The following is a 20,329-nucleotide window of genomic DNA, read 5'->3' as shown; positions in this document are numbered from 1 at the left end:
ACGTTGTGCCGAAAGCACAAGTATCGATATGGATATCGAAAAATCACAGCCATACTAAAAAGGAGAATGCGTATTAACCATAAAACTGTTCAACGTATCATGCAGAAAAACCAGTGGCAATGCCGTGGCCGGTAACATACTGGATCGGAACTTTCAATCTGATCGTCCTCTTGAAAAACTAGTAACGGACATCACATATTTGCCTTATGGACAGAAACAATTGTACCTTTCCAGTATATTGGATTTATATAATGGAGAAGTGATTGCTTTTAATATTGGTGATAAGCAGGACACAGACTTTATCTTAAACACACTTGATCAGCTCCCAGCACTGCCTAAGAACTGCGTGTTACATAGCGATCAAGGTTCTGTGTATACATCTTACGAGTATCAGAAAGCTGTTCATATAAAAGGCATTACCATGAGCATGTCCCGTAAAGGGACACCCGCTGATAATGCCTCCATCGAATCGTTCCATTCCTCACTAAAGTCTGAAACGTTCTATCTTAACAGGATTGATCGAACTACGATCAACATCGTAGAACGCACTGTCAAATATTATTATAACAACATTCGTATTCAAACAAAACTAAACAACCAATCACCGATAAACTATCGGCAATTGGCTGTATAAAGGTGTTTTGATCCCTGTCTCAAAAACGGGGGTCAGTCCCGTGAGACGGGTTCTTTTTGTTTAGGCTTGTTCTGTAACGTGTACCTTTAATGTAGCTTGTACTTCTGGATTAATTTTCACAGGCACATTCGTGTATCCTAGGGCACGGATGGCATCATTCAGCTCGATTTTACGTTTATCAAGTTTGATTTGATGCTCTTTTTGTAATTTATCAGCGATTTGTTTGCTTGTAATGGATCCAAACAGACGGCCGCCTTCACCTGATTTTGCAGTGAGTTCCACTGTTAAGGTCTCAAGTGTTTCTTTTAGTTGTTTCGCTTTTTCAAGCTCTTGGATGGCATTCTTTTTCTCTTTGTTTTTCTGCCCTTCCAATGCACTTAGGTTCGTTGCATTTGCTTCAACAGCTAACCCTTGTTTGATCAGAAAGTTGTGAGCGTATCCATCAGCTACATTCTTGACTTCTCCTTTTTTCCCTTTGCCTTTTACGTCTTTTAGAAAGATCACTTTCATCTTTGAACCCCTCCTTCGAAATATTCGTCTATCGCAGCTTTTAACCTCTCTACCGCTTCTTCAATGGTTATACCATACATTTGGGTTGCAGCGTTAGTTAAATGACCGCCACCGTCTAATGCCTCCATGATAATTTGAACGTTGACATCCCCTAAGGATCTGGCACTAATGCAGACAGTGTCGTCATCTCGTCTAGCGACGGCAAATGACGCTTCCACCTCACTCATCGACAAAAGGGAATCAGCAGTCTGTGCAATCGTAATTTGATCATAATACTCAGAACTGTCAGACGGCAAAGAAGCGATCGCTATCTGGTTTTGATACAGCTCTGTATGCTGAATAAGTTTTGCCCGTTTGATGTAATGATCGACTGTCTCTTTTAAGAACTTTTGCACAAGGACAGGATCTGCTCCCTTCGCACGAAGGTAGGATGCCGCATCGAACGTTCTTGATCCCGTTCTCAGTGAGAAGCTCTTTGTATCAACAATGATTCCAGCAAGAAGTGCAGTGGCTTCAATCATATTGATGCGCAGTTTCTTCGGCTGATACTCTAATAGCTCTGTGACAAGCTCTGCGGTGGATGAAGCATACGGCTCCATATAGACAAGTAAAGGATCACGGATAAATTCCTCACCTCGTCTATGATGGTCAATGACAACGACGTTTTCAATTTTATTCAGCAGTCGTTCTTCCATGACGAGAGACGGTTTATGTGTATCGACGACCACAAGCAATGTGTCATCCTTTCCCAGCTCCATCGCTTCTTCTGGCGTGATAAAACGTGACCAAAGCTCTCCATAATTCTTAATTTCACTAATTAAGCGTTGAACACTGTCCCCAATCTGGTTAGCATCAATGACAATATAGCCTTCTTTCCCATTAGCCTGTGCAACCTTTAAAATACCGATCGAAGCACCGATTGAGTCCATATCTGGGAACTTATGCCCCATGATCATCACATTACCACTTTCAGATACTATTTCTTTTAATGCATGAGAAATGACCCTTGCGCGTACTCGTGTCCGTTTTTCCATTGGATTGGTTTTCCCGCCGTAGAATTTCACTTTCCCATTCGGCTGTTTAATGGCCACCTGATCTCCGCCTCGTCCGAGGGCAAGGTCAAGACTCGATTGCGCAAGTGCTCCAAGCTCTTTGAGAGATGGAACAGACGCACCAATTCCGATACTAAGGGTAAGCGTCGCGCTATGTGCCCCTGTTTTCTCACGAACCTCGTCTAAAATGGAGAACTTTGAGGCTTCAAGCTCTGCTAGGATGCTCTCATTTAATACCGCAATAAAGCGTTCAGACGAAATTCTCTTCAGGAAAATACCATATTCTTGCGCCCAATTGTTTAACAGTGACGTTACTTCACTATAAATGGCACTGCGCACTTGGTCATCAAGGCCTTGCGTGACATCGTCATAATTGTCTAAAAAAATATACGATAACACCGTTCGTTCATTCTTATACTGCCTCTCAATCTGTACCTGTTCGGTTACATCAAAGAAGTATAAAAGACGCTCTGACCGCTTAATAATCACCTTGAATTTCCGATCATTCAGCGTCACATTTTCTGTCTCGACCTCCTGTTTAATAAGAGGCACAATGGACTCAAATGTATCGTACAAGGATCTGCCGACAAGTGTACTTTCATGAAAGCACGAAGAGAGAAATGGATTTGTCCATTCGATATAATACTGGTCATTAAACAGCATAATCCCAATTGGCATCTCCATTAATGCTTCTTCTCCAACCTTTTTGACTCGATAGGATAATGTTGAAATATATGAATCAATCTCTTTTTGCACTTGCGTATCTGCCCACTTTAAGAAGTAGAGTACACCTGCAAGTACTAAAAGACCAACCGCTCCTATGATCCAATTAAAATAAAGGTTGAGGAGGACTGTGACCACCGCAAGGACAATTAACGCGAAGATCGGATACTTGATGACAGGTTTTCTATAGAAGCTTGGCACTGATATCAACTCCTCAACATTCAGAGTGAATTATTTATTCTTTACTTTATCTCTTAAATCAAAGCCTATGTCGACAATTCCTATAATACGCACAATCACACCGACTTGCGGATAGAGAATCGTCAACACGATAGCAAAAATGGGTACCACTTTTGAGATGTTTTTTTCGTGGCAATAATAGAAGATAAAAGAAAAGCCCTGAATAAGCACCAATATAAATAAAATTTGAAACGCACTCGTTTGAACAAGCCATAAAAAGCTGCCTTTTTCCGTCTGAATCAGCATCAAAAGCAGTGTGAGTAAATAATACCATACCATGCTTTTGGGCATCCGCATATCCTTAAATTTCTTAAGGTTCGGCATGTCTTTGACAAACCGTTTAATCAGGGGACGCACGATCCAGTGATTCACTAAAGCGATCAGCGTAACACCAATCAATAGCGCTACAGGTAAAGCACTCAATGCCGTATCCTGAATCTCTCTCAACTGCTTCAGTTGTTTCGCAATGTCCTGTTCAGAAGCGCCGGATTGCTTTAATACGCTCTCTACCATCGGAATCATTTGCTCAATTGACTCTTTAGCGATACCAAGTATATCTACCTGAAAAAGCTGAACACTGACGACAAAGTAGATGAGGAAACTGAATAAATAGATCAGCCCACCTGTAATGACCGCATTTCCCGGCTGCCTCTTGCTGTAGAAAACGCCCATGCCTAATCCGACAGCAATCAGCATTGGTGCACTCATCAATCCCGCAATAGAACCAATTAAAAAGCTGATCACTATGCCAATAGCGCCAGCAGCAATTCCTTTTTTCAATCCTTGCCTGATTGTATAGAGAATGATCGGAATCGGAGCAGCCAGAAAGAAAATAATGGATAATAGTGGCACATACAAATAAAACAGCGTCATGACCGAAAAAATACTGATCATGATAGCGCCTTCTACTAACCCTTTTGTTTGTTTCACACCTTCACCTCTATCCAACCATTTTTCTATATCTTGCTCAATGTGTACTTCTATGTATACGCACTATGTAAGCTTCATCATGTCTTGCTCCAACCTTTATTTTACCATAGCGGCAAATCCCAAGTAAAATGCGGCTATCCTGAGAACGTTCCACGTGGAACACCGATATGAATTTGAATGAACGTTTTTAAACAGCATATGACAATTTTTTAGATTAATCTTAGCTATAAACCCTGAATTCAAGATCAAAAGCTGTTAGAATAGAAACATCATTAATAAATGTAAGAAGGAGAATTCACATGGGAAAAACACTCATATTTGGACACAAAAACCCTGACACAGACACAATTTGCTCTGCGATTGCTTACGCTGATCTGAAAAACAAAATTGGCGTTGAGGCAGAAGCTGTCAGACTTGGAGAAATCAATGGAGAAACACAATACGCATTAGATTTCTTTAAACAAGAACCACCTCGTTTCATTGAAACGGCTGCAAACGAAACAAAGCAAGTCATTCTTGTTGATCATAACGAATTCCAGCAAAGTGTAAGCGATATTGATCAAGTACAAGTGACCGAGGTCATTGACCATCACCGTATTGCCAACTTTGAAACAAGTGAACCTCTTTACTATCGTGCTGAGCCAGTTGGTTGTACAGCAACGATCCTAAACAAAATGTACAAAGAGAACCAAATCACCATTGAAAAAGAAATCGCTGGGCTGCTTTTATCTGCAATCATTTCTGATTCCTTACTATTTAAATCCCCAACATGCACACAGCAAGACATTGATGCTGCGCATGAGGTAGCAAAAATTGCAGGGGTAGATCCACAAGTATACGGCCTAGACATGCTAAAAGCTGGCGCTGATCTAAGTCAAAAAACTGTTCAAGAATTAATTACACTTGATGCAAAAGAATTTGCACTAGGAAACAGCAAAGTTGAAATTGCTCAAGTCAATACAGTAGATATCGCTGAAGTGACAGCAAGACAAACGGGAATTGAAGCCAAAATCAATGAAGTCATTGCAGGGAAAGATCTTGATCTATTTGTTCTTGTGATCACAGACATCTTAGAAAATGATTCTCTTGCTCTTGCACTTGGTGCTGAAGCAGCAAAAGTAGAAAAAGCATTTAACGTAACACTTAAAAACAATACAGCATTATTAAAAGGTGTCGTATCAAGAAAGAAACAAGTCGTGCCTGCACTAACGAACGCTCTTTCTTAATCCACACGACAAGACTGCTGACGAGTTCAGCAGTCTTTTTTGTATGTCTTCAGATTGTTGACAAAGGGCTAAAATTTCAAGTTTGATAGAAAACCTTTGAAGTCTAGGAAGGACGATTACCGAAGCGGAGCGAATTTGAGATTCGTGAGCACCGGCACGCAGAAATGACACCCAATGCGAGGCTTTGTCTACACGCTGAAGCGCTCCTTTCAGAACGCTCCTTTTTAATGAATATATACATCACTGACGAGAATATCCTTTAGAGCACTTGTTGGTATCGTGAATTCAACAACACCCATGTAGCCAGGTGCCACATCATATTCATTAAAGGAAATCACGAGCTTGCCTTTGGAATTGATATAGAAGCTTTGATCTTGCTGAATCTTTTTAAATGGATCCATTTCATCTTTGCCAATCCAATAAATCTTATTTGAATCCTCTTTCATCTGTTTTTTCATCTGCTCTTTAATGTTTTCACTAATTACATCAATATAACGGTCATCCTTAAACAAGCTTGGTAGTGTGATGAGCACATGATTTTTCTTATCAACCGTATCGTACGTCATTTCTTCTGCCGCTGAAGCCTGAGTTGTCACCTTGTATCGACCTATTGAGAGAATTTGATCATTGTTCGTTCTTACTTCATACCCACTCTCAACACTTAAATGGCCATTTTTGTAGCCCTTTGTTCCCTTTTCAAAATCTTGATACAGCTTTTTATTCTCAGCTAAATATTTTTGATTGAGGCTGTTTTCTAATTTTTCGTCACCAAGCCCTGACACGTGTGGTGTTTTCAGATCAATATTCGTTCCCTGATCGCTTTTCTTAAATTCTGTGAAAGTCACGACCTTCACAAGCTCACCAATGACAGGTACCTCTGAAATTGCTCTTGCTGCCTGTGGACTGACGTTGACAGTGGTCACAAACAGAGCAGCCACAGCGACAATTCCAGTCGTCCACTGTTTGAAGTGCGGTTTTTTATTTTTTCGTTTTAACGTCCGTTCAACCATGGCATCATATTCCGGTGGAATAGGAATTTCTAAATATTCCTCTTTTAACTGTTCCAAATGCTTATCCATTTATATTTCCTCCTGCGATAATTCTACTTTTAAAAATCGCAACGCTTTATATAATCTTGTTTTAATGGTGTTTTCATTTTCTTCGAGAATATGAGCGATGTCCTCAAGCTTTAAATCTTCAAAGAATCGCAATATAATGATGACCCGGTACATCTCAGGCAAATCCTCTATGGCCCGTCTAACATCCTGATCCTCATAGACATCGGATTCACCCTTTGATAAGAATTCAAGTGTGTCATCATCTGTCACCTGCACCCGCTTCTTCTTTCGTAAAAAGTCTAGGGCAACGTTCACCACAATTTTATAAAACCAACTATGCATCTTGCTTTCATCCTCTAGTCGATGTACAGATTTGAGTGCTTTATGAATCGCATCTTGAACCACATCCATGGCATCTTCTGGGTTTTTGACATAGCTGTAGGACAATCGATAAAAACTGTGTTTATGCTCCATTACGTAATCCGCAAATTGATCATCAATCTTTCGTTTCTTCATTTTACAAAGAGCTCCTTTATCTTAAATGCGCATCTGTTATTTCTTACATTGGATAGACGCGCGCCTGTTCAAAATAGTTTGCGCTCGATTATTTTTTTAACATCTCATCGCATTTACGTTTCTATACAAAGAGCCAACTTGACTGGCTCACTCATTCAAAGCGGTAATTTTTTGATGAACAAATTGTTTTAGAAAAGTGAATAATTGATGGAGATGCCGTCTCCCGTTCAACCTGCTGTGCAGCCCTGCATCACGCTCCAATCTTTTGCTCCATACATCTTTTTAGCTGCTCTTTGATACAACCATCATAAGCACAACAGTATCTGCCTCAACCTGTTTCCCTCGCTCTTTTGCATACGAGTAAAGCCGGTTCATCTTTCCTTCCACTGTATCTGGGTTTGAAAACAGAAGCTGAAGAGGACCTTTTTACTCACAAATCAGCTCAAATAATGGTTCATCTATCGAAACAATCGGTTGTTTGAAATAATCACTAGTTTTACATGTTCCATTTGCTCCATCTCCTTTTGTTTGGTTTGCCCAAACAGCTTCTCTAAAAAACCACCTGTATTCCCTACCTCATTTAAAATTGACGATGATACCATAAAGCCGCAGCATCTACTTCTTCTCTCGTTAGCTGATGTCCATGATTTCCCCAATGAAGCGTGACCGAAGCGCCTGCGTCTTGCAGCAATTGCTCCAACTCCTGTGATTCCTCTGGTTTGCACATTGGGTCATTTTCACCAGCTGCTATAAAGACTTGTTTCCTCGCTAATGAAGGCAATGAAACCCCGCGTCTTGGCACCATCGGGTGATGCAGGATCGCCCCTTTCAGTGCATCTTCATAATGGAATAGCAGACTTCCAGCAATGTTCGCCCCGTTTGAATATCCGATGGCTACAACGTTGTCACGATCAAACCCATATCCATCTGCTGCTTCACCTATAAATGTATATAGTTCCTTTGTTCGCTCAATTAAATCTTGTTCATCAAATACACCCTCTGCCAAACGCCTGAAAAAACGCGGCATGCCTTTCTCTAACACATTTCCTCTCACGCTGAGCACAGATGCGCCCGAATCTACCACCTCCGCAAGCGGCAATAAATCAAGTTCTGTCCCGCTAGTACCATGCAGTAATAAAAGGACAGGTCTTTGTTCATTCTTTCCTTTTCGAAAAAGGTGCTTCATCATGAATCTCCTTTCCCTTTGATTACTCTCACCTCAATTGGTAGCACAATTTGTTCAATCTGACTTCGCTGCGCCTCATATTGCGGTGGCAGCTTCAACGCTGCACCCATCGTTTCCACTGATTCATCGTGTGCAAACCCCGGAAGATCAGTCGCAAGCTCAAATAATATACCGCCAAGCTCTCTGAAATAAATGGCATTGAAGTAATTTCGGTCTTGCACAGGTGTTACCTGATACCCGCTTTGCACAATATGTCTTTGCCAATCTAATAGATCATGATCATCAGTTGCTCTCCATGCAACATGATGTACAACCCCAACACCTATCCGTCCTCGTGCAACAGGTGTCACTTTCACATCAATCACATTGCCAATATCACCGAACGAACGGAATCGCACATAGTCCTCTTCTGCTCCAACTCGTTCAAGTCCCATCGTTTTCTCTAACAGCTGCATCGTTTGCTCCGGCTGTGATGTTAATAAAACAGCTCCGCCAAACCCTTTAATCGCTACATCGGGTGTGACACCGTTAAATGTCCACTCATTTTGCTTTCCTTCATCCCGCTCTACTAGCTCAATCAATAGGCCGTGTGGATCTTCAAATGAAAGAAAGGCATCACCAAAGCGTTCATTGGTATCATAAGCAATATCAAACTGCTTCAGACGTTCCTTCCAGAAAGAGAAAGCGCCTGTCGGGACAACGTATGTGGTCACGCCAACTTGGCCTGCGCCAATTTGACCCTTTTGGGCACCTGGCCAAGGAAAAAATGTCATAATAGTACCTGGAGAGCCCCCTTCATTCCCAAAATATAAATGATATGTGCCTGGATCATCAAAATTTACGGTCTTCTTAACGAGACGAAGTCCCAATACACCGGCATAAAAATCAACGTTCTCCTGAGGATGACCAACTATCGCTGTAATATGGTGAATTCCTTCTGTTTTTTTCACTCCTAATGACCTCCTAATCATGAAGTAACAAGCTCTATTCATTATGTCTTTGTTGACGTCTTTTAATATCTTGAATTCGAGATATTAAATTAAAAAATATATTCATTTCGAATTAAGAATAAAATGTGTTTAAATAAATGTCAATGATTTTTGTTTTTCCTTTTAAAAAAGCAGGCCCTTTTGGCACATGGCGGACCTGCTTTTTCTTGATTATTGTAGCAGCTTGTTCTTTTCTAAATAGGCTTTCGCCACCAGAAAAGCATCTTTTCCATTCACATTGACTTCATAATTCATTTCTCTCATCTCATCGTCTTTGATTTGACCAGCCAGCTTGTTGAGTGAGGCCTCAATCTCAGGAAACTCTGTTAACGTCTCTTGCCTTAACAGCGGCGCTCCTTGATATGGCGGAAAAACATGCTTGTCATCATCAAGCACCTTTAATTTGTATTGTCTCAACTCGCTATCTGTTGAATACGCATCAACCAAATTAATATTCCCTTTTTTAATCGCCCGATACCGAAGCTTAGGTTCCATCGTCACCACATCGTCAAAGGAAAACTGATAAGTCTTTTGAATGCCTTGATATCCATCCTGACGATCAGAGAATTCTAAGGTAAATCCAGCATTTATACGATTCTTGATCTTACCTAGATCTGAAATCTTTGATAACTCATATTGATCAGCCAGTGACTGAGGCACGGCTAAAGCATACGTATTGTTATAAGCCATCGGCTGGAGAAGACGGAGCTCAAATGATGCCTCCAAGCCACGCCGCGCCTGCTCATACACTTTTTCTTTATCTGTGCTTTTCGTTATTTCTTTAAGGAACTCAGAAATCGCTGTACCCGTAAACTCAGGGTAAATGTCAATGTCACCAGATCGCAGCGCTTGAAAAACAAAGGACGTCTTACCAAGACCGGGCTTAAGATTGACTTGAATATCCGTATCCTGCTCAATTAAAAGCTTATACATAGAGATCAAAATTTCAGGCTCTGATCCTAATTTCCCACCAATGGTAATTTGTCTCTTTTCTTGTTGAAACAGCAAGGGAGCAGCGACAACCGCTCCTGCCATCACGGCAAAGACAGTCACAGAGATCACGGTCTTTTTAAAGGGTATTTTCTCAAATGTTCGCAGCACCACATCAAATAAGAGCGCAAGTAAGGCGGCTGGGATGGCGCCAATGACGATCAACGACATATCATTTCGATCAATTCCTAGCAGAATCAGACTCCCTAAACCGCCAGCCCCGATAAGAGCTGCAAGAGTGGCTGTCCCCACAATGAGAACCATCCCCGTTCGGATACCTGCCATGATTACTGGCATGGCTAGAGGCAGTTCCACCTTTAATAAACGTTTGCGATGATTCATTCCCATGGCTAGAGCCGCTTCTCGAAGGGAAGGATCGACCTCATGAATGCCTGTATATGTATTTCTTAAAATAGGAAGTAAGGCATAGACCACAAGGGCAATAATGGCAGGTACTTGACCGATCCCAACGAGAGGAATCAGCAGCCCAAGCAGAGCCAGAGACGGAATCGTTTGTAAGACAGCCGTCACCCCAATCACCCACTCTGCTAACTTTGGAACCCTCGTTAATAAAATGCCTAATGGAATCGCAATCAAAATCGCTAAAAATAAAGCAATAAAGGAAATTTGAATATGCTCAAGTAAAGCGTGACCCAATTGTTCCTTTCGGGCCCATAACACACTTGTCCAATCATTCATGTGAGTCACTCCTCTCCGCAAGAGAACCAGCTAAAAACTGAATCACTGCTTGCCGATTCACTATTCCAATCCGCTCCCCATCCTTCTCAATAGCCAATTCCTCATGCTCTGCCAATTGAAACAGTACATCGTCCAGCGTGGCATATGCTGAGACCGCATCATAGCCCAAAAGAGATTCTTGAGTCATTGGTTGAGCCAGAGTTTCTAGTTCAAATGCCTGATGTCCCACATGGGGAACAGCCCCTGAGACAAATTCCCGAACAAATGCATTGACTGGATGTTGAACCAATTCCTCTGGGCGTCCAATTTGCACCACTTTTCCTTCATTCATGACACATATCCGATCACCAAGCTTCATTGCTTCTTGCATATCATGCGTCACAAAAACGATGGTCTTTTGAATACGACGCTGTAAATCAAGCAGATCATCCTGCAATTTCTCTCTCGTCAATGGATCTAGCGCACTAAAAGGTTCATCCATTAGGACAATCTCAGGATCAGCTGCAAGTGCACGTGCAACACCGACCCGCTGCTGCTGTCCTCCTGAAAGCTCTGCCGGCTTTCGATGTCGATACATAGCTGGATCAAGCCCCACCATCAACATCAGTTCATCAACACGCTTACTCGTCTCGTTCCGGCTCCAATGCTTCAGCTCCGGCACTACGGCAATATTTTCTTCTATGGTCATATGAGGAAAAAGCGCAATTTGTTGAAGAACATAACCAATGTCCCAGCGCAGCTCATACATATCATAATCACTTACTTTTTGATCCTTTATATAAATCTCACCTTCTGTAGAAGAAATAAGACGATTGATCATTTTCAATGTCGTCGTTTTCCCGCTTCCACTAGGTCCAATCAATATAAAAAACTCACCTTTCTGAATATCCAAATCAACAGACTGAACGGCATAGCGCTCATCAGAAAATCGCATCGAAACCTTCTTAAATTCAATCATCTTCCCACGCCCTGACTGCAATTATTTTCTAGACTACCAATATGACAGATCGACCTCGTATTTGTATAGAACAAACTGTCACTTTGACTCCTTTTACATACTTCCCCTAGTTCAACCGCCAAAAACGGCTCTAGCAAAAATAGAGTTAGACATAGAAAAAAAAGCGAAGAGCTCAAGGCTCTTCGCTTTTAAGTCAACGACTTACTCACCAGTAACGTATGGAAGTAATGCCATTTGACGTGATCTTTTGATCGCTAAAGTCAATTTACGTTGATACTTAGCACTAGTTCCTGTTACACGACGAGGTAAAATTTTACCACGCTCAGAAACAAACTTTCTAAGAAGATCAACATCTTTGTAATCGATGTGCGTGATACCGTTAGAAGTAAAGAAACATACTTTACGACGTTTCGCACGACCGCCTCTGCGTCCACCTGCCATTTGTTTTCACACCTTTCCTTTAGTCATTATTCAGATCAATTAGAATGGCAAATCATCATCGGAGATGTCAATCGGTTTACCGTCATTCGCAAATGGGTCATCATTGAAGCTATTCCCCTGATTACGATTTTGATTGTTTTGATTGCCAAATGGATTCTGATCGTTTTGGCTACCGCCATAATACTGGCCTCCGCTATTGCCACCGCCGCTGTATCCACCTGAACCAGCACCGCCGCCGCTTTTAGGCTCAAGAAATTGAACACTCTCAGCTTGAACTTCTGTCACGAAGACACGCTGTCCTTGCTGATTTTCATAGTTTCTCGTCTGTAAGCGACCGTCTACACCGGCAAGACTTCCTTTTTTCAGGAAATTAGCCACGTTCTCGGCTTGTCTCCTCCAAGTAACACAGTTAATGAAATCGGCTTCACGCTCTCCAGATTGATTCGTAAACGTACGATTCACAGCTAGAGTAAACGTGGCTACAGCCGCACCATTAGGCGTGTAGCGAAGCTCAGGGTCTTTTGTTAGTCTTCCGACCAATACAACACGGTTTAGCATATTAAAAGACCACCTTTAAATATATATTTCAATGATTTATACTTCTTCTTTAACAACAATGTGGCGAATGATATCGTCACTGATCTTAGCTAAGCGGTCAAATTCTTGAACTGCTGCAGCGTCAGATTGAACGTTTACGATTTGGTAGAAACCGTCACGGAAATCGTTGATTTCGTATGCAAGACGACGTTTACCCCAATCCTTTGTTCCAGTGATCTCCGCACCGTTAGAAGTCAACACGTTATTGAAACGCTCGATAACTGCTTTTTTAGCCTCATCGTCAACTGTTGGGCGGATGATGTACATAACTTCGTACTTTCTCATCTGATTGCACCTCCTTTTGGTCTAAGCGGCCCTAAACGGGCAAGGAGCAATAAATTATATTACTCACAATTGTATATTATAACAAATCACTTGGCCTATGACAAGAACCTATACGTTAAAACGGAAATGAATGACGTCTCCATCTTTCACTACATAATCTTTACCTTCTAAACGCACTTTCCCTGCCTCTTTCGCAGCAGACATGCTTCCGCCAGCTAGTAAATCCTCATAAGCAACCGTTTCAGCACGAATAAATCCACGCTCGAAGTCCGTATGAATGATTCCAGCACATTCTGGCGCCTTCATTCCTTTTTTAAATGTCCAAGCACGTACCTCTTGCTCACCTGCTGTAAAATACGTAGCTAAGCCTAGAAGTGAATAAGACGCTTTAATCAACTGATCTAGTCCTGATTCTTTGATGCCGAGCTCTTCAAGGAACATCTGCTTCTCTTCTCCTTCAAGCTCTGCAATTTCAGATTCAATCTTAGCACAAACAATGATCACTTCAGCGTTTTCGCCAGATGCAAACTCACGAATTTGCTGCACATATTCGTTTCCGTCCTGATCTGCTACTTCATCCTCACTCACATTTGCTACATAAAGAACTGGTTTAGACGTGAGTAAATGAAGCTGTTTGACAAGCTTTTGCTGCTCATCTGTAAATTCTACAGATCTTGCAGATTTCCCAGCTTCAAATGCGTCCTTTAGCTTCGACAAAATATCAAATTCAGCTACAGCTTCCTTGTCTTTTTGTTTCGCAAGCTTACTCACACGAGTTAAACGCTTTTCAACCGTTTCTAAATCCGACAAAATCAGTTCTAAATTAATTGTTTCAATATCTGACACTGGATCAACCTTGCCTGATACGTGTGTAATGTTATCATCGGCAAACGCTCTCACCACGTGACAGATCGCATCTACTTGGCGGATGTGAGAAAGGAATTTATTCCCTAATCCTTCACCTTTAGACGCACCTTTGACAATACCAGCAATATCAGTGAATTCAAAAGCAGTCGGAACTGTCTTTTTCGGCTGCACCAATTCTGTTAGATTTTGTAAACGATCGTCTGGAACCTCTACAATTCCGACGTTTGGATCAATGGTACAGAACGGATAGTTAGCAGACTCCGCCCCAGCCTGTGTAATTGCATTGAATAGCGTTGACTTCCCGACGTTAGGTAAGCCAACAATACCAGCTGTTAAAGCCATTCTTTCATCTCCTCTATATCAAACGTGCTCGTTATACTGCGTAATATGAACCTAGAGCAATTATAAGTAGGTTTACATGAAAAGACAAGTTAACCATTATGCGTTTTCAATAGAAGAAACATCACCAAAAAGAGCGAATCAGAGCTATAAAAGGATAAATTGCTTCCTGCATAATAGACAATTAATCAAAAAAAGCATGAGGCCTACCTTAAGCAGTTGGCTCCTCATGCTTGACGAGAATTTTCTTCATTTTTCGTTCAAAGTCTCTTCTTGGGATCAGCACGCTATGCCCACAGCCTTCGCATTTAATACGAATATCCATGCCCAAACGAATGACTTTCCACCGATTGGCACCACATGGATGGGGTTTTTTCATTTCAACAACGTCATGTAACCCAAACGCTTTGTCTGCCATCAGCCTTCACCTCAATTGCTCACTTTATTGAATCTATTGTACAAAAAAACGATCGTTAATCCTATTCTTTTTTATAGAAAAAATCCTTCTTTTATATCATTTTATTTGTGACCAATAGTTACTTAAACTGTTTTTCCCTATTTTTTAATTTATGATATTTGTATAAATGTTATATGAGGGAGCAGGTACGATGGTCAATCGAAAGGATAGATTAACCAATAAAGAATATAAAATCATATCCGATCATGCTGGAAACAAAGACAAATTACGGCACCATACGATAGAAATAGGTTAGCAAACGCTCACTGTCCACGATTTTCTAAAAATCCATCATAAATTATTTGGTTTAACGATGCAACAGAAACAATCAAATGAATTCATCGTCGCTTTTCACTGTCCGTTACCAAAGCAAATGAAGGTCTCATCACCAGAAGATGTTCAAACAGCAGCACATTCATTGCAAAACAGATGATGTCTATCCCATTGAAAGAAAATCCCTAGCAGGGAATCAAGATCATGCCTTTTTTAAAGGGAAGGAATACATTGAACAAGTGTGTCATCATAGCGTCCTACCAACAAGCCCTTGCCGATACTATTTGTGCTTATATTGCAACAGAACAGCCAGTTGTCAAAAAAGCCACCACCTTTGATAGTCCAAATATATGGGCAGTCTGTCACCTTCAATTCAGCAAATGCCTTTATATAAGGATATCAAAGATGCCATCGATTCAATTCTGATAAAATAAGCACTGCTCTTACGAAGAGTGGTCCTTATTTTATCAATATAATTTCTTGATCAAAAAAAGATCTTCTTACTTAAAATTGGGTATAGCATTAAACAGACGAGTAAATAAAGATTTAACAAACTATAAATCGGATACAAGAAAGCAATCAAATCGGCAAATCCAAGAGATGTTAAAGGCGCCATCAAAAGAAGCATAACGAATACAATCAACCAGCGAGGAATTCGTACAAAAGAGAGCATTCGGCTCGATAAACCAAATAAACCAGCGGCTGTTGTCGTATAAATGGCTAGACAAAGGACAACTGTCATAAATACAAACAATGACGTCGGCGCCCCTTCTAATACCGTAAACAAAGGAATTCCTTCTGCTGAAAGACTCCCAGAAATATCAACAAGTATTTCATTATATACATAAGAGAGGACACCAAAAATTAGACCGCTTAATATACTCGCAATTTTGGCTTCTCCCAGCCCCTTCATTTCTTTCCCAACCGAAGACAGTACGGCAACAACAGATAATATATTCAAAGAAGCAAAGACAATACTGGCAGGCCAATTGTACTGCTGCCCAAAATCAATCCTCCACATATGATCATGATTCATATAATAAAAAACAAACGCATAGATGAGCCCCACCACCAAAATTGGTATAATAAAGGCATTTACCGATAAGAGCCCTTTTACATCCCAGAAAAAAATCATAAATGAAAAAAAACAAAACGCACCGATTCCAACCCAAAATGGAACACGATACATCTCAAGTGTGACCCCGCCACCGGCAATCATGACCGTTGTTGTCGTGAATAGATAAAGGACAATTAAAATGTCATACACCTTAGCCAGCCATGGACCTACAAGCCGCTCTAGCACTGGCACAAAGTGATCAGCACGCACCTCATAACTAATTTTCAACACCACATAGGTAGACAGCATAAACATCAGTGTAAATAGTAGAATGGCTAGTCCACTATCAATACCAAAAAACTGCCAAATTTCTTGACCGGAAGCATACCCCGCTCCTATTAAGCTTCCTAAAATTAAAAGCGTCCACCTTGAACCAGCCTTCCACACAATCATCACCTCATAGGTATAGAATTAAGCTTCTTTCCGTATACTGTTACTAACTACTATGACAAGGAAGTGAGACCTATGAATAGCAAGAACGGTCTTTTTTTAAGAAATAGGGTGAAAGAATACGTGTCCCATACGGATACAAATGCCATTAAGCATCTTAAAAGTATTTTATTCTCGCATCTTCAGAAAGCAGGAAAAAGACCCGTTGTCATCGTTTGTATTGGAACAGACCGCTCAACTGGCGACTCTCTAGGTCCACTTGTTGGAACAAAGCTTTCAGGTCTGAATTTGAAAAAGCTTCACGTATACGGAACTCTCTCTAACCCAGTGCATGCCGTCAATTTAAAAGAAAAGCTCGCTGAAATTGAACAAGCTCATCAACATCCATTTATTGTGGCTGTTGATGCCTGTTTAGGAAGAGTGAAAAGTGTAGGCTCCTTCCAAATTGGAGATGGGCCGTTAAAACCTGGGGCAGGTGTACAAAAGGAGCTCCCTCAGGTAGGAGATATTCATATCAATGGGATCGTCAACGTCAGTGGTTTTATGGAATACTTCGTTCTCCAAAACACAAGGCTCCATCTTGTCATGTCTATGGCCAATACACTTTCTGAAAGTCTATCTCACATTGATCAAATGGATTGGACGAGAGAAAAAAGCCGCTCTCTCTTTGCCCCTATTCAAAATATCACTGGGAGAATATAAAAAAGACCATCTCGTATCAAGATGGTCACTCTGAGGATTCTCTCATAGAAAGCAATTCAAGAATTCTTTCTAAATCTTCGTTTGAAAGAAATTCAATCTCAATTTTTCCTTTTTTCTTCTGTTTCTTAATGGTAACTGAAGTACCAAAGTAATTTTGTAAGAAAGACTCTCTTTCTTTCAACATTCGATCCTTTGGTGCTTCTTTTTTCTTTGTTTCACGTGGAACAATTTCGTTTAACTGCTGAACAAGTTTCTCAACCTGACGTACATTTAACCCCTCATCAACGATTTTCTTTACCAATGGTGCTAGCTTCTTCTTGTTTTTCAAGCTAAGCAAAGTTCGTCCATGTCCCATCGATAACGTTCCATCGGCAATCCGCTTTTGTACTTCTTCCGGTAAGGTTAGAAGGCGAAGATGATTCGCAATATGCGGTCTGCTTTTACCTAACCGTTTCGCTAATTCTTCTTGGGTCACACTTAAGTGATCTAGCAAGGAAGCATAGGCTTCCGCTTCCTCTAATGGAGATAAATCCTCACGCTGTAAGTTTTCTAAAAGGGCAATCTCTCTCATCAGCGTTTCTGAAAATTCTCTGACGATCGCAGGAATTGTTTCCAGACCAGCTTGTTCTGCTGCTCGAAAACGGCGTTCACCTGCTACAATGTCATATCCTTTAATCGATTTTCGAACGATGATCGGCTGTAAAACGCCGTGCTGCTGAATTGATGCTTTGAGATCAGCTAACGCATCGTCATCAAACGTTTTCCTTGGCTGATACGGATTCGGACGCAAATCCTTTAATTTGATTTCTTCTACAGTTTCTTCATTTGATTCTATGTTATTAAATAATGCATTAATACCCTTCCCAAGACCTTTAGCCATTCGTATCCACTTCCTTTGCTAAGTCTAAATAGACATCTGCACCTCTTGATCGTGGATCATACAAGATAATAGGCTTTCCATGACTAGGCGCTTCGCTGAGTCTGACATTTCTCGGAATAACGGTGTGATAGACTTTATCTCTAAAGTATTTCTTCACTTCTTCAATGACCTGAATCCCAAGATTTGTCCTTGCATCAAGCATCGTCAGTAAGACCCCTTCAATGGCAAGGTCGGTATTTAAATGTTTCTGCACGAGACGAACTGTGTTTAACAATTGACTCAATCCTTCAAGCGCATAATATTCACACTGAACCGGTATTAAAACGGAATCGGATGCAGTTAACGCATTAATCGTCAGTAATCCAAGTGATGGCGGGCAGTCAATAATCATATAATCATAATTTTGCTTCACTGATTCAAGTGCTCTCTTCAGCCTCACTTCACGTGAGATCGTAGGCACAAGCTCAATTTCTGCCCCTGCAAGCTGTATCGTCGCAGGAATGACATCAAGATTTTCGACCTCTGTCGTCTTAATCACATCAAGTACATCTGCATCATCAACTAAAATATCGTACACACACTTCTCTACGTCGGCCTTCTCAATCCCAATACCACTCGTGGCATTGCCCTGCGCATCAATATCAACTAACAATACTCGTTTTCCTATGTATGCTAAACACGCACCCAAATTAACAGAAGTTGTTGTCTTTCCAACGCCACCCTTCTGGTTGGTAATCGCTATGATTTTTCCCACGATGTCACCCACTTTCAACTTAACAAGTTTCTCATTCATTCATACTTTCTATTCTATCAAAAAAAGTCTGAAACGTTTGCTTTTTTTGTTTCTCCATTATAAATTCGTCGGAGAATGTCTATTTTCGTACATGAATGGACGAATGGAAACAAGCAGGGAAAATATATTGATATATCTTTTAGACAGAAATGACTTTGCATAAAAAAACCTCACTTCATTGAAGAGAGGAGAAAACATATTAAAAGTTTAAGCCGCCAATTTTACGACCTTCACTCACAATGACTTTAGGAGTCACTGTTTTATAGTTTCTCTTTTTCAAAAATCCATAAGGTGCCTTAACGCATGTCCAACAGTGTCACCTGTTTTGGCGTAGCCTGCCATACAATCTTTGAATAATACGTCGGGTCCGAAAATCGAGCCTTCGGATGGTCTTTCACGTCATCGTGCGCCCAATCCCCTGTTAGATCCTCCTTTTCTTGATGATTGATTCGAATAACCTTTGTATTGGCACTATGACGAAACCAGCTTTGAATGGAATCGATAATGTCTAAATCTATGAATGGAGGCATAGTTTTTCATGTTAATAACGATACCAGCATGACCAATTAAACCATTCAAGGCACCACCAGGATATCCCCTTTTTGAGCATATAATATCGGTACCAGGATATGGTTTTCCCAAAAGGTGGCGAACAGTATGTGGCTTTTCATCAGATACCACCTCATCCTGTTTGTTTTGTCGTAAACCATAGTTCTTTAAATCATCTTCAGATATTTTGTATTTAAATTCAAATACAAAAAAAGCTGACGAGTGACTCGGGACTGACCCCCGTTTTTGAGACAGGGATCAAAACACCTTTATACAGCCAATTGCCGATAGTTTATCGGTGATTGGTTGTTTAGTTTTGTTTGAATACGAATGTTGTTATAATAATAAATGTATTCTTTGACAGTGCGTTCTACGATGGTGGTCGTAGTTCGATCAATCCTGTTAAGATAGAACGTTTCAGACTTTAGTGAGGAATGGAACGATTCGATGGAGGCATTATCAGCGGGTGTCCCTTTACGGGACATGCTCATGGTAATGCCTTTTATATGAACAGCTTTCTGATACTCGTAAGATGTATACACAGAACCTTGATCGCTATGTAACACGCAGTTCTTAGGCAGTGCTGGGAGCTGATCAAGTGTGTTTAAGATAAAGTCTGTGTCCTGCTTATCACCAATATTAAAAGCAATCACTTCTCCATTATATAAATCCAATATACTGGAAAGGTACAATTGTTTCTGTCCATAAGGCAAATATGTGATGTCCGTTACTAGTTTTTCAAGAGGACGATCAGATTGAAAGTTCCGATCCAGTATGTTACCGGCCACGGCATAGGGTTGCCCATTCTTCTTACGCTTTTTCATTTTAACACGGCATTGCCACTGGTTTTTCTGCATGATACGTTGAACAGTTTTATGGTTAATACGCATTCTCCTTTTTAGTATGGCTGTGATTTTTCGATATCCAT

General features: G+C 40.8%; 21 protein-coding genes and 1 pseudogene. 3 read left to right on the top strand and 19 right to left on the bottom strand.

Going from position 1 to position 20,329, the window contains the following annotated elements:
* Nucleotides 1-634, top strand: a pseudogene (locus WAX46_RS13235) (IS3 family transposase); the annotation flags it as partial.
* Nucleotides 635-694: 60 nt separating this feature from the next.
* Here WAX46_RS13235 and rplI read toward each other — a convergent pair.
* The 3 genes from rplI to WAX46_RS13220 are packed head-to-tail and all read right to left on the bottom strand — an operon-like array spanning nucleotide 695 to nucleotide 4,089.
* Nucleotides 695-1,144, bottom strand: coding sequence for a 50S ribosomal protein L9 (gene rplI, locus WAX46_RS13230; RefSeq protein WP_226569646.1), 450 nt, complete (start codon nucleotides 1,142-1,144; stop codon nucleotides 695-697).
* Complete coding sequence (locus WAX46_RS13225; protein ID WP_226569644.1) at nucleotides 1,141-3,120, bottom strand: DHH family phosphoesterase; 1,980 nt, start codon at nucleotides 3,118-3,120, stop codon at nucleotides 1,141-1,143. Before WAX46_RS13225 ends, rplI begins: the two co-directional genes overlap by 4 nt.
* A gap of 30 nt (nucleotides 3,121-3,150) precedes the next feature.
* On the bottom strand, nucleotides 3,151-4,089 hold the full coding sequence (locus WAX46_RS13220; RefSeq protein ID WP_226569642.1) for a YybS family protein: 939 nt from the start codon (nucleotides 4,087-4,089) through the stop codon (nucleotides 3,151-3,153).
* A gap of 299 nt (nucleotides 4,090-4,388) precedes the next feature.
* Here WAX46_RS13220 and WAX46_RS13215 point away from each other — a divergent pair, with 299 nt between their 5' ends.
* Nucleotides 4,389-5,315: a manganese-dependent inorganic pyrophosphatase gene (locus tag WAX46_RS13215; protein ID WP_226569640.1), complete on the top strand. Its 927-nt coding sequence runs from the start codon at nucleotides 4,389-4,391 to the stop codon at nucleotides 5,313-5,315.
* A 224-nt stretch (nucleotides 5,316-5,539) separates the two neighbouring features.
* Here the strand turns inward: WAX46_RS13215 and WAX46_RS13210 are convergent, their stop codons facing one another.
* From WAX46_RS13210 to WAX46_RS13155, 12 genes are all read right to left on the bottom strand, one after another.
* Entirely contained in the window at nucleotides 5,540-6,394 is an 855-nt protein-coding gene (locus WAX46_RS13210; RefSeq protein WP_226569638.1) for a DUF3298 and DUF4163 domain-containing protein, read from the bottom strand.
* Entirely contained in the window at nucleotides 6,395-6,889 is a 495-nt protein-coding gene (locus WAX46_RS13205; RefSeq protein WP_226569635.1) for an RNA polymerase sigma factor, read from the bottom strand.
* Nucleotides 6,890-7,469: 580 nt separating this feature from the next.
* Nucleotides 7,470-8,075, bottom strand: a complete 606-nt coding sequence (locus WAX46_RS13200; protein ID WP_226569633.1) for an alpha/beta hydrolase — start codon at nucleotides 8,073-8,075, stop codon at nucleotides 7,470-7,472.
* Nucleotides 8,075-9,046, bottom strand: coding sequence for a ring-cleaving dioxygenase (locus WAX46_RS13195; protein ID WP_226569631.1), 972 nt, complete (start codon nucleotides 9,044-9,046; stop codon nucleotides 8,075-8,077). The genes WAX46_RS13200 and WAX46_RS13195 overlap by 1 nt, the downstream gene beginning before the upstream one ends.
* 189 nt (nucleotides 9,047-9,235) lie before the next feature.
* Nucleotides 9,236-10,753 (bottom strand): ABC transporter permease/substrate-binding protein, encoded by a 1,518-nt coding sequence (locus WAX46_RS13190; protein ID WP_226569629.1) that lies wholly within the window; start codon nucleotides 10,751-10,753, stop codon nucleotides 9,236-9,238.
* Nucleotides 10,746-11,711: an ABC transporter ATP-binding protein gene (locus WAX46_RS13185; protein ID WP_226569627.1), complete on the bottom strand. Its 966-nt coding sequence runs from the start codon at nucleotides 11,709-11,711 to the stop codon at nucleotides 10,746-10,748. The genes WAX46_RS13190 and WAX46_RS13185 overlap by 8 nt, the downstream gene beginning before the upstream one ends.
* Nucleotides 11,712-11,912: 201 nt before the next feature.
* A complete protein-coding gene (gene rpsR, locus WAX46_RS13180) occupies nucleotides 11,913-12,152 on the bottom strand; it encodes a 30S ribosomal protein S18 (protein WP_008359105.1) in 240 nt (79 codons plus the stop codon).
* Nucleotides 12,153-12,191: 39 nt separating this feature from the next.
* Nucleotides 12,192-12,710 (bottom strand): single-stranded DNA-binding protein SsbA, encoded by a 519-nt coding sequence (ssbA, locus tag WAX46_RS13175; RefSeq protein WP_226569625.1) that lies wholly within the window; start codon nucleotides 12,708-12,710, stop codon nucleotides 12,192-12,194.
* Between the two features lie 36 nt (nucleotides 12,711-12,746).
* Nucleotides 12,747-13,034 (bottom strand): 30S ribosomal protein S6, encoded by a 288-nt coding sequence (gene rpsF, locus WAX46_RS13170; protein ID WP_024424058.1) that lies wholly within the window; start codon nucleotides 13,032-13,034, stop codon nucleotides 12,747-12,749.
* A gap of 108 nt (nucleotides 13,035-13,142) precedes the next feature.
* Nucleotides 13,143-14,243, bottom strand: coding sequence for a redox-regulated ATPase YchF (ychF, locus tag WAX46_RS13165; protein WP_336494169.1), 1,101 nt, complete (start codon nucleotides 14,241-14,243; stop codon nucleotides 13,143-13,145).
* Nucleotides 14,244-14,451: 208 nt separating this feature from the next.
* On the bottom strand, nucleotides 14,452-14,658 hold the full coding sequence (locus tag WAX46_RS13160; RefSeq protein ID WP_226569621.1) for a DUF951 domain-containing protein: 207 nt from the start codon (nucleotides 14,656-14,658) through the stop codon (nucleotides 14,452-14,454).
* A 796-nt stretch (nucleotides 14,659-15,454) separates the two neighbouring features.
* Nucleotides 15,455-16,480: a YkvI family membrane protein gene (locus WAX46_RS13155; RefSeq protein ID WP_226569619.1), complete on the bottom strand. Its 1,026-nt coding sequence runs from the start codon at nucleotides 16,478-16,480 to the stop codon at nucleotides 15,455-15,457.
* A 72-nt stretch (nucleotides 16,481-16,552) separates the two neighbouring features.
* Between WAX46_RS13155 and yyaC the strand changes: the two genes are divergently transcribed.
* A complete protein-coding gene (gene yyaC / locus WAX46_RS13150) occupies nucleotides 16,553-17,179 on the top strand; it encodes a spore protease YyaC (RefSeq protein WP_226569617.1) in 627 nt (208 codons plus the stop codon).
* 25 nt (nucleotides 17,180-17,204) lie between these two features.
* On the opposite strand, the gene WAX46_RS13145 is transcribed toward yyaC, so the two are convergent.
* The 4 genes from WAX46_RS13145 to WAX46_RS13130 form a co-directional block, all read right to left on the bottom strand.
* Complete coding sequence (locus WAX46_RS13145) at nucleotides 17,205-18,059, bottom strand: ParB/RepB/Spo0J family partition protein (protein ID WP_336494168.1); 855 nt, start codon at nucleotides 18,057-18,059, stop codon at nucleotides 17,205-17,207.
* Nucleotides 18,052-18,813: a sporulation initiation inhibitor protein Soj gene (gene soj / locus WAX46_RS13140; protein WP_226569612.1), complete on the bottom strand. Its 762-nt coding sequence runs from the start codon at nucleotides 18,811-18,813 to the stop codon at nucleotides 18,052-18,054. The genes WAX46_RS13145 and soj overlap by 8 nt, the downstream gene beginning before the upstream one ends.
* Before the next feature lie 335 nt (nucleotides 18,814-19,148).
* The gene (locus WAX46_RS13135) at nucleotides 19,149-19,382 is read right to left on the bottom strand and encodes a hypothetical protein (protein WP_226569610.1); all 234 of its coding nucleotides are present in this window, start codon (nucleotides 19,380-19,382) and stop codon (nucleotides 19,149-19,151) included.
* 288 nt (nucleotides 19,383-19,670) lie between these two features.
* A partial coding sequence (locus WAX46_RS13130) for an IS3 family transposase (RefSeq protein ID WP_336494167.1) occupies nucleotides 19,671-20,329 on the bottom strand: 659 nt, incomplete at its 5' end.

Origin of the sequence: Bacillus sp. FJAT-53060, assembly GCF_037104745.1 — a bacterium.
GTDB classification, from domain to species: Bacteria; Bacillota; Bacilli; order Bacillales; family Bacillaceae; genus Bacillus; species Bacillus stratosphericus_B.
Note: the sequence above shows the minus strand (reverse complement) of the source record. Positions and strands in the feature narration are given on the sequence as shown.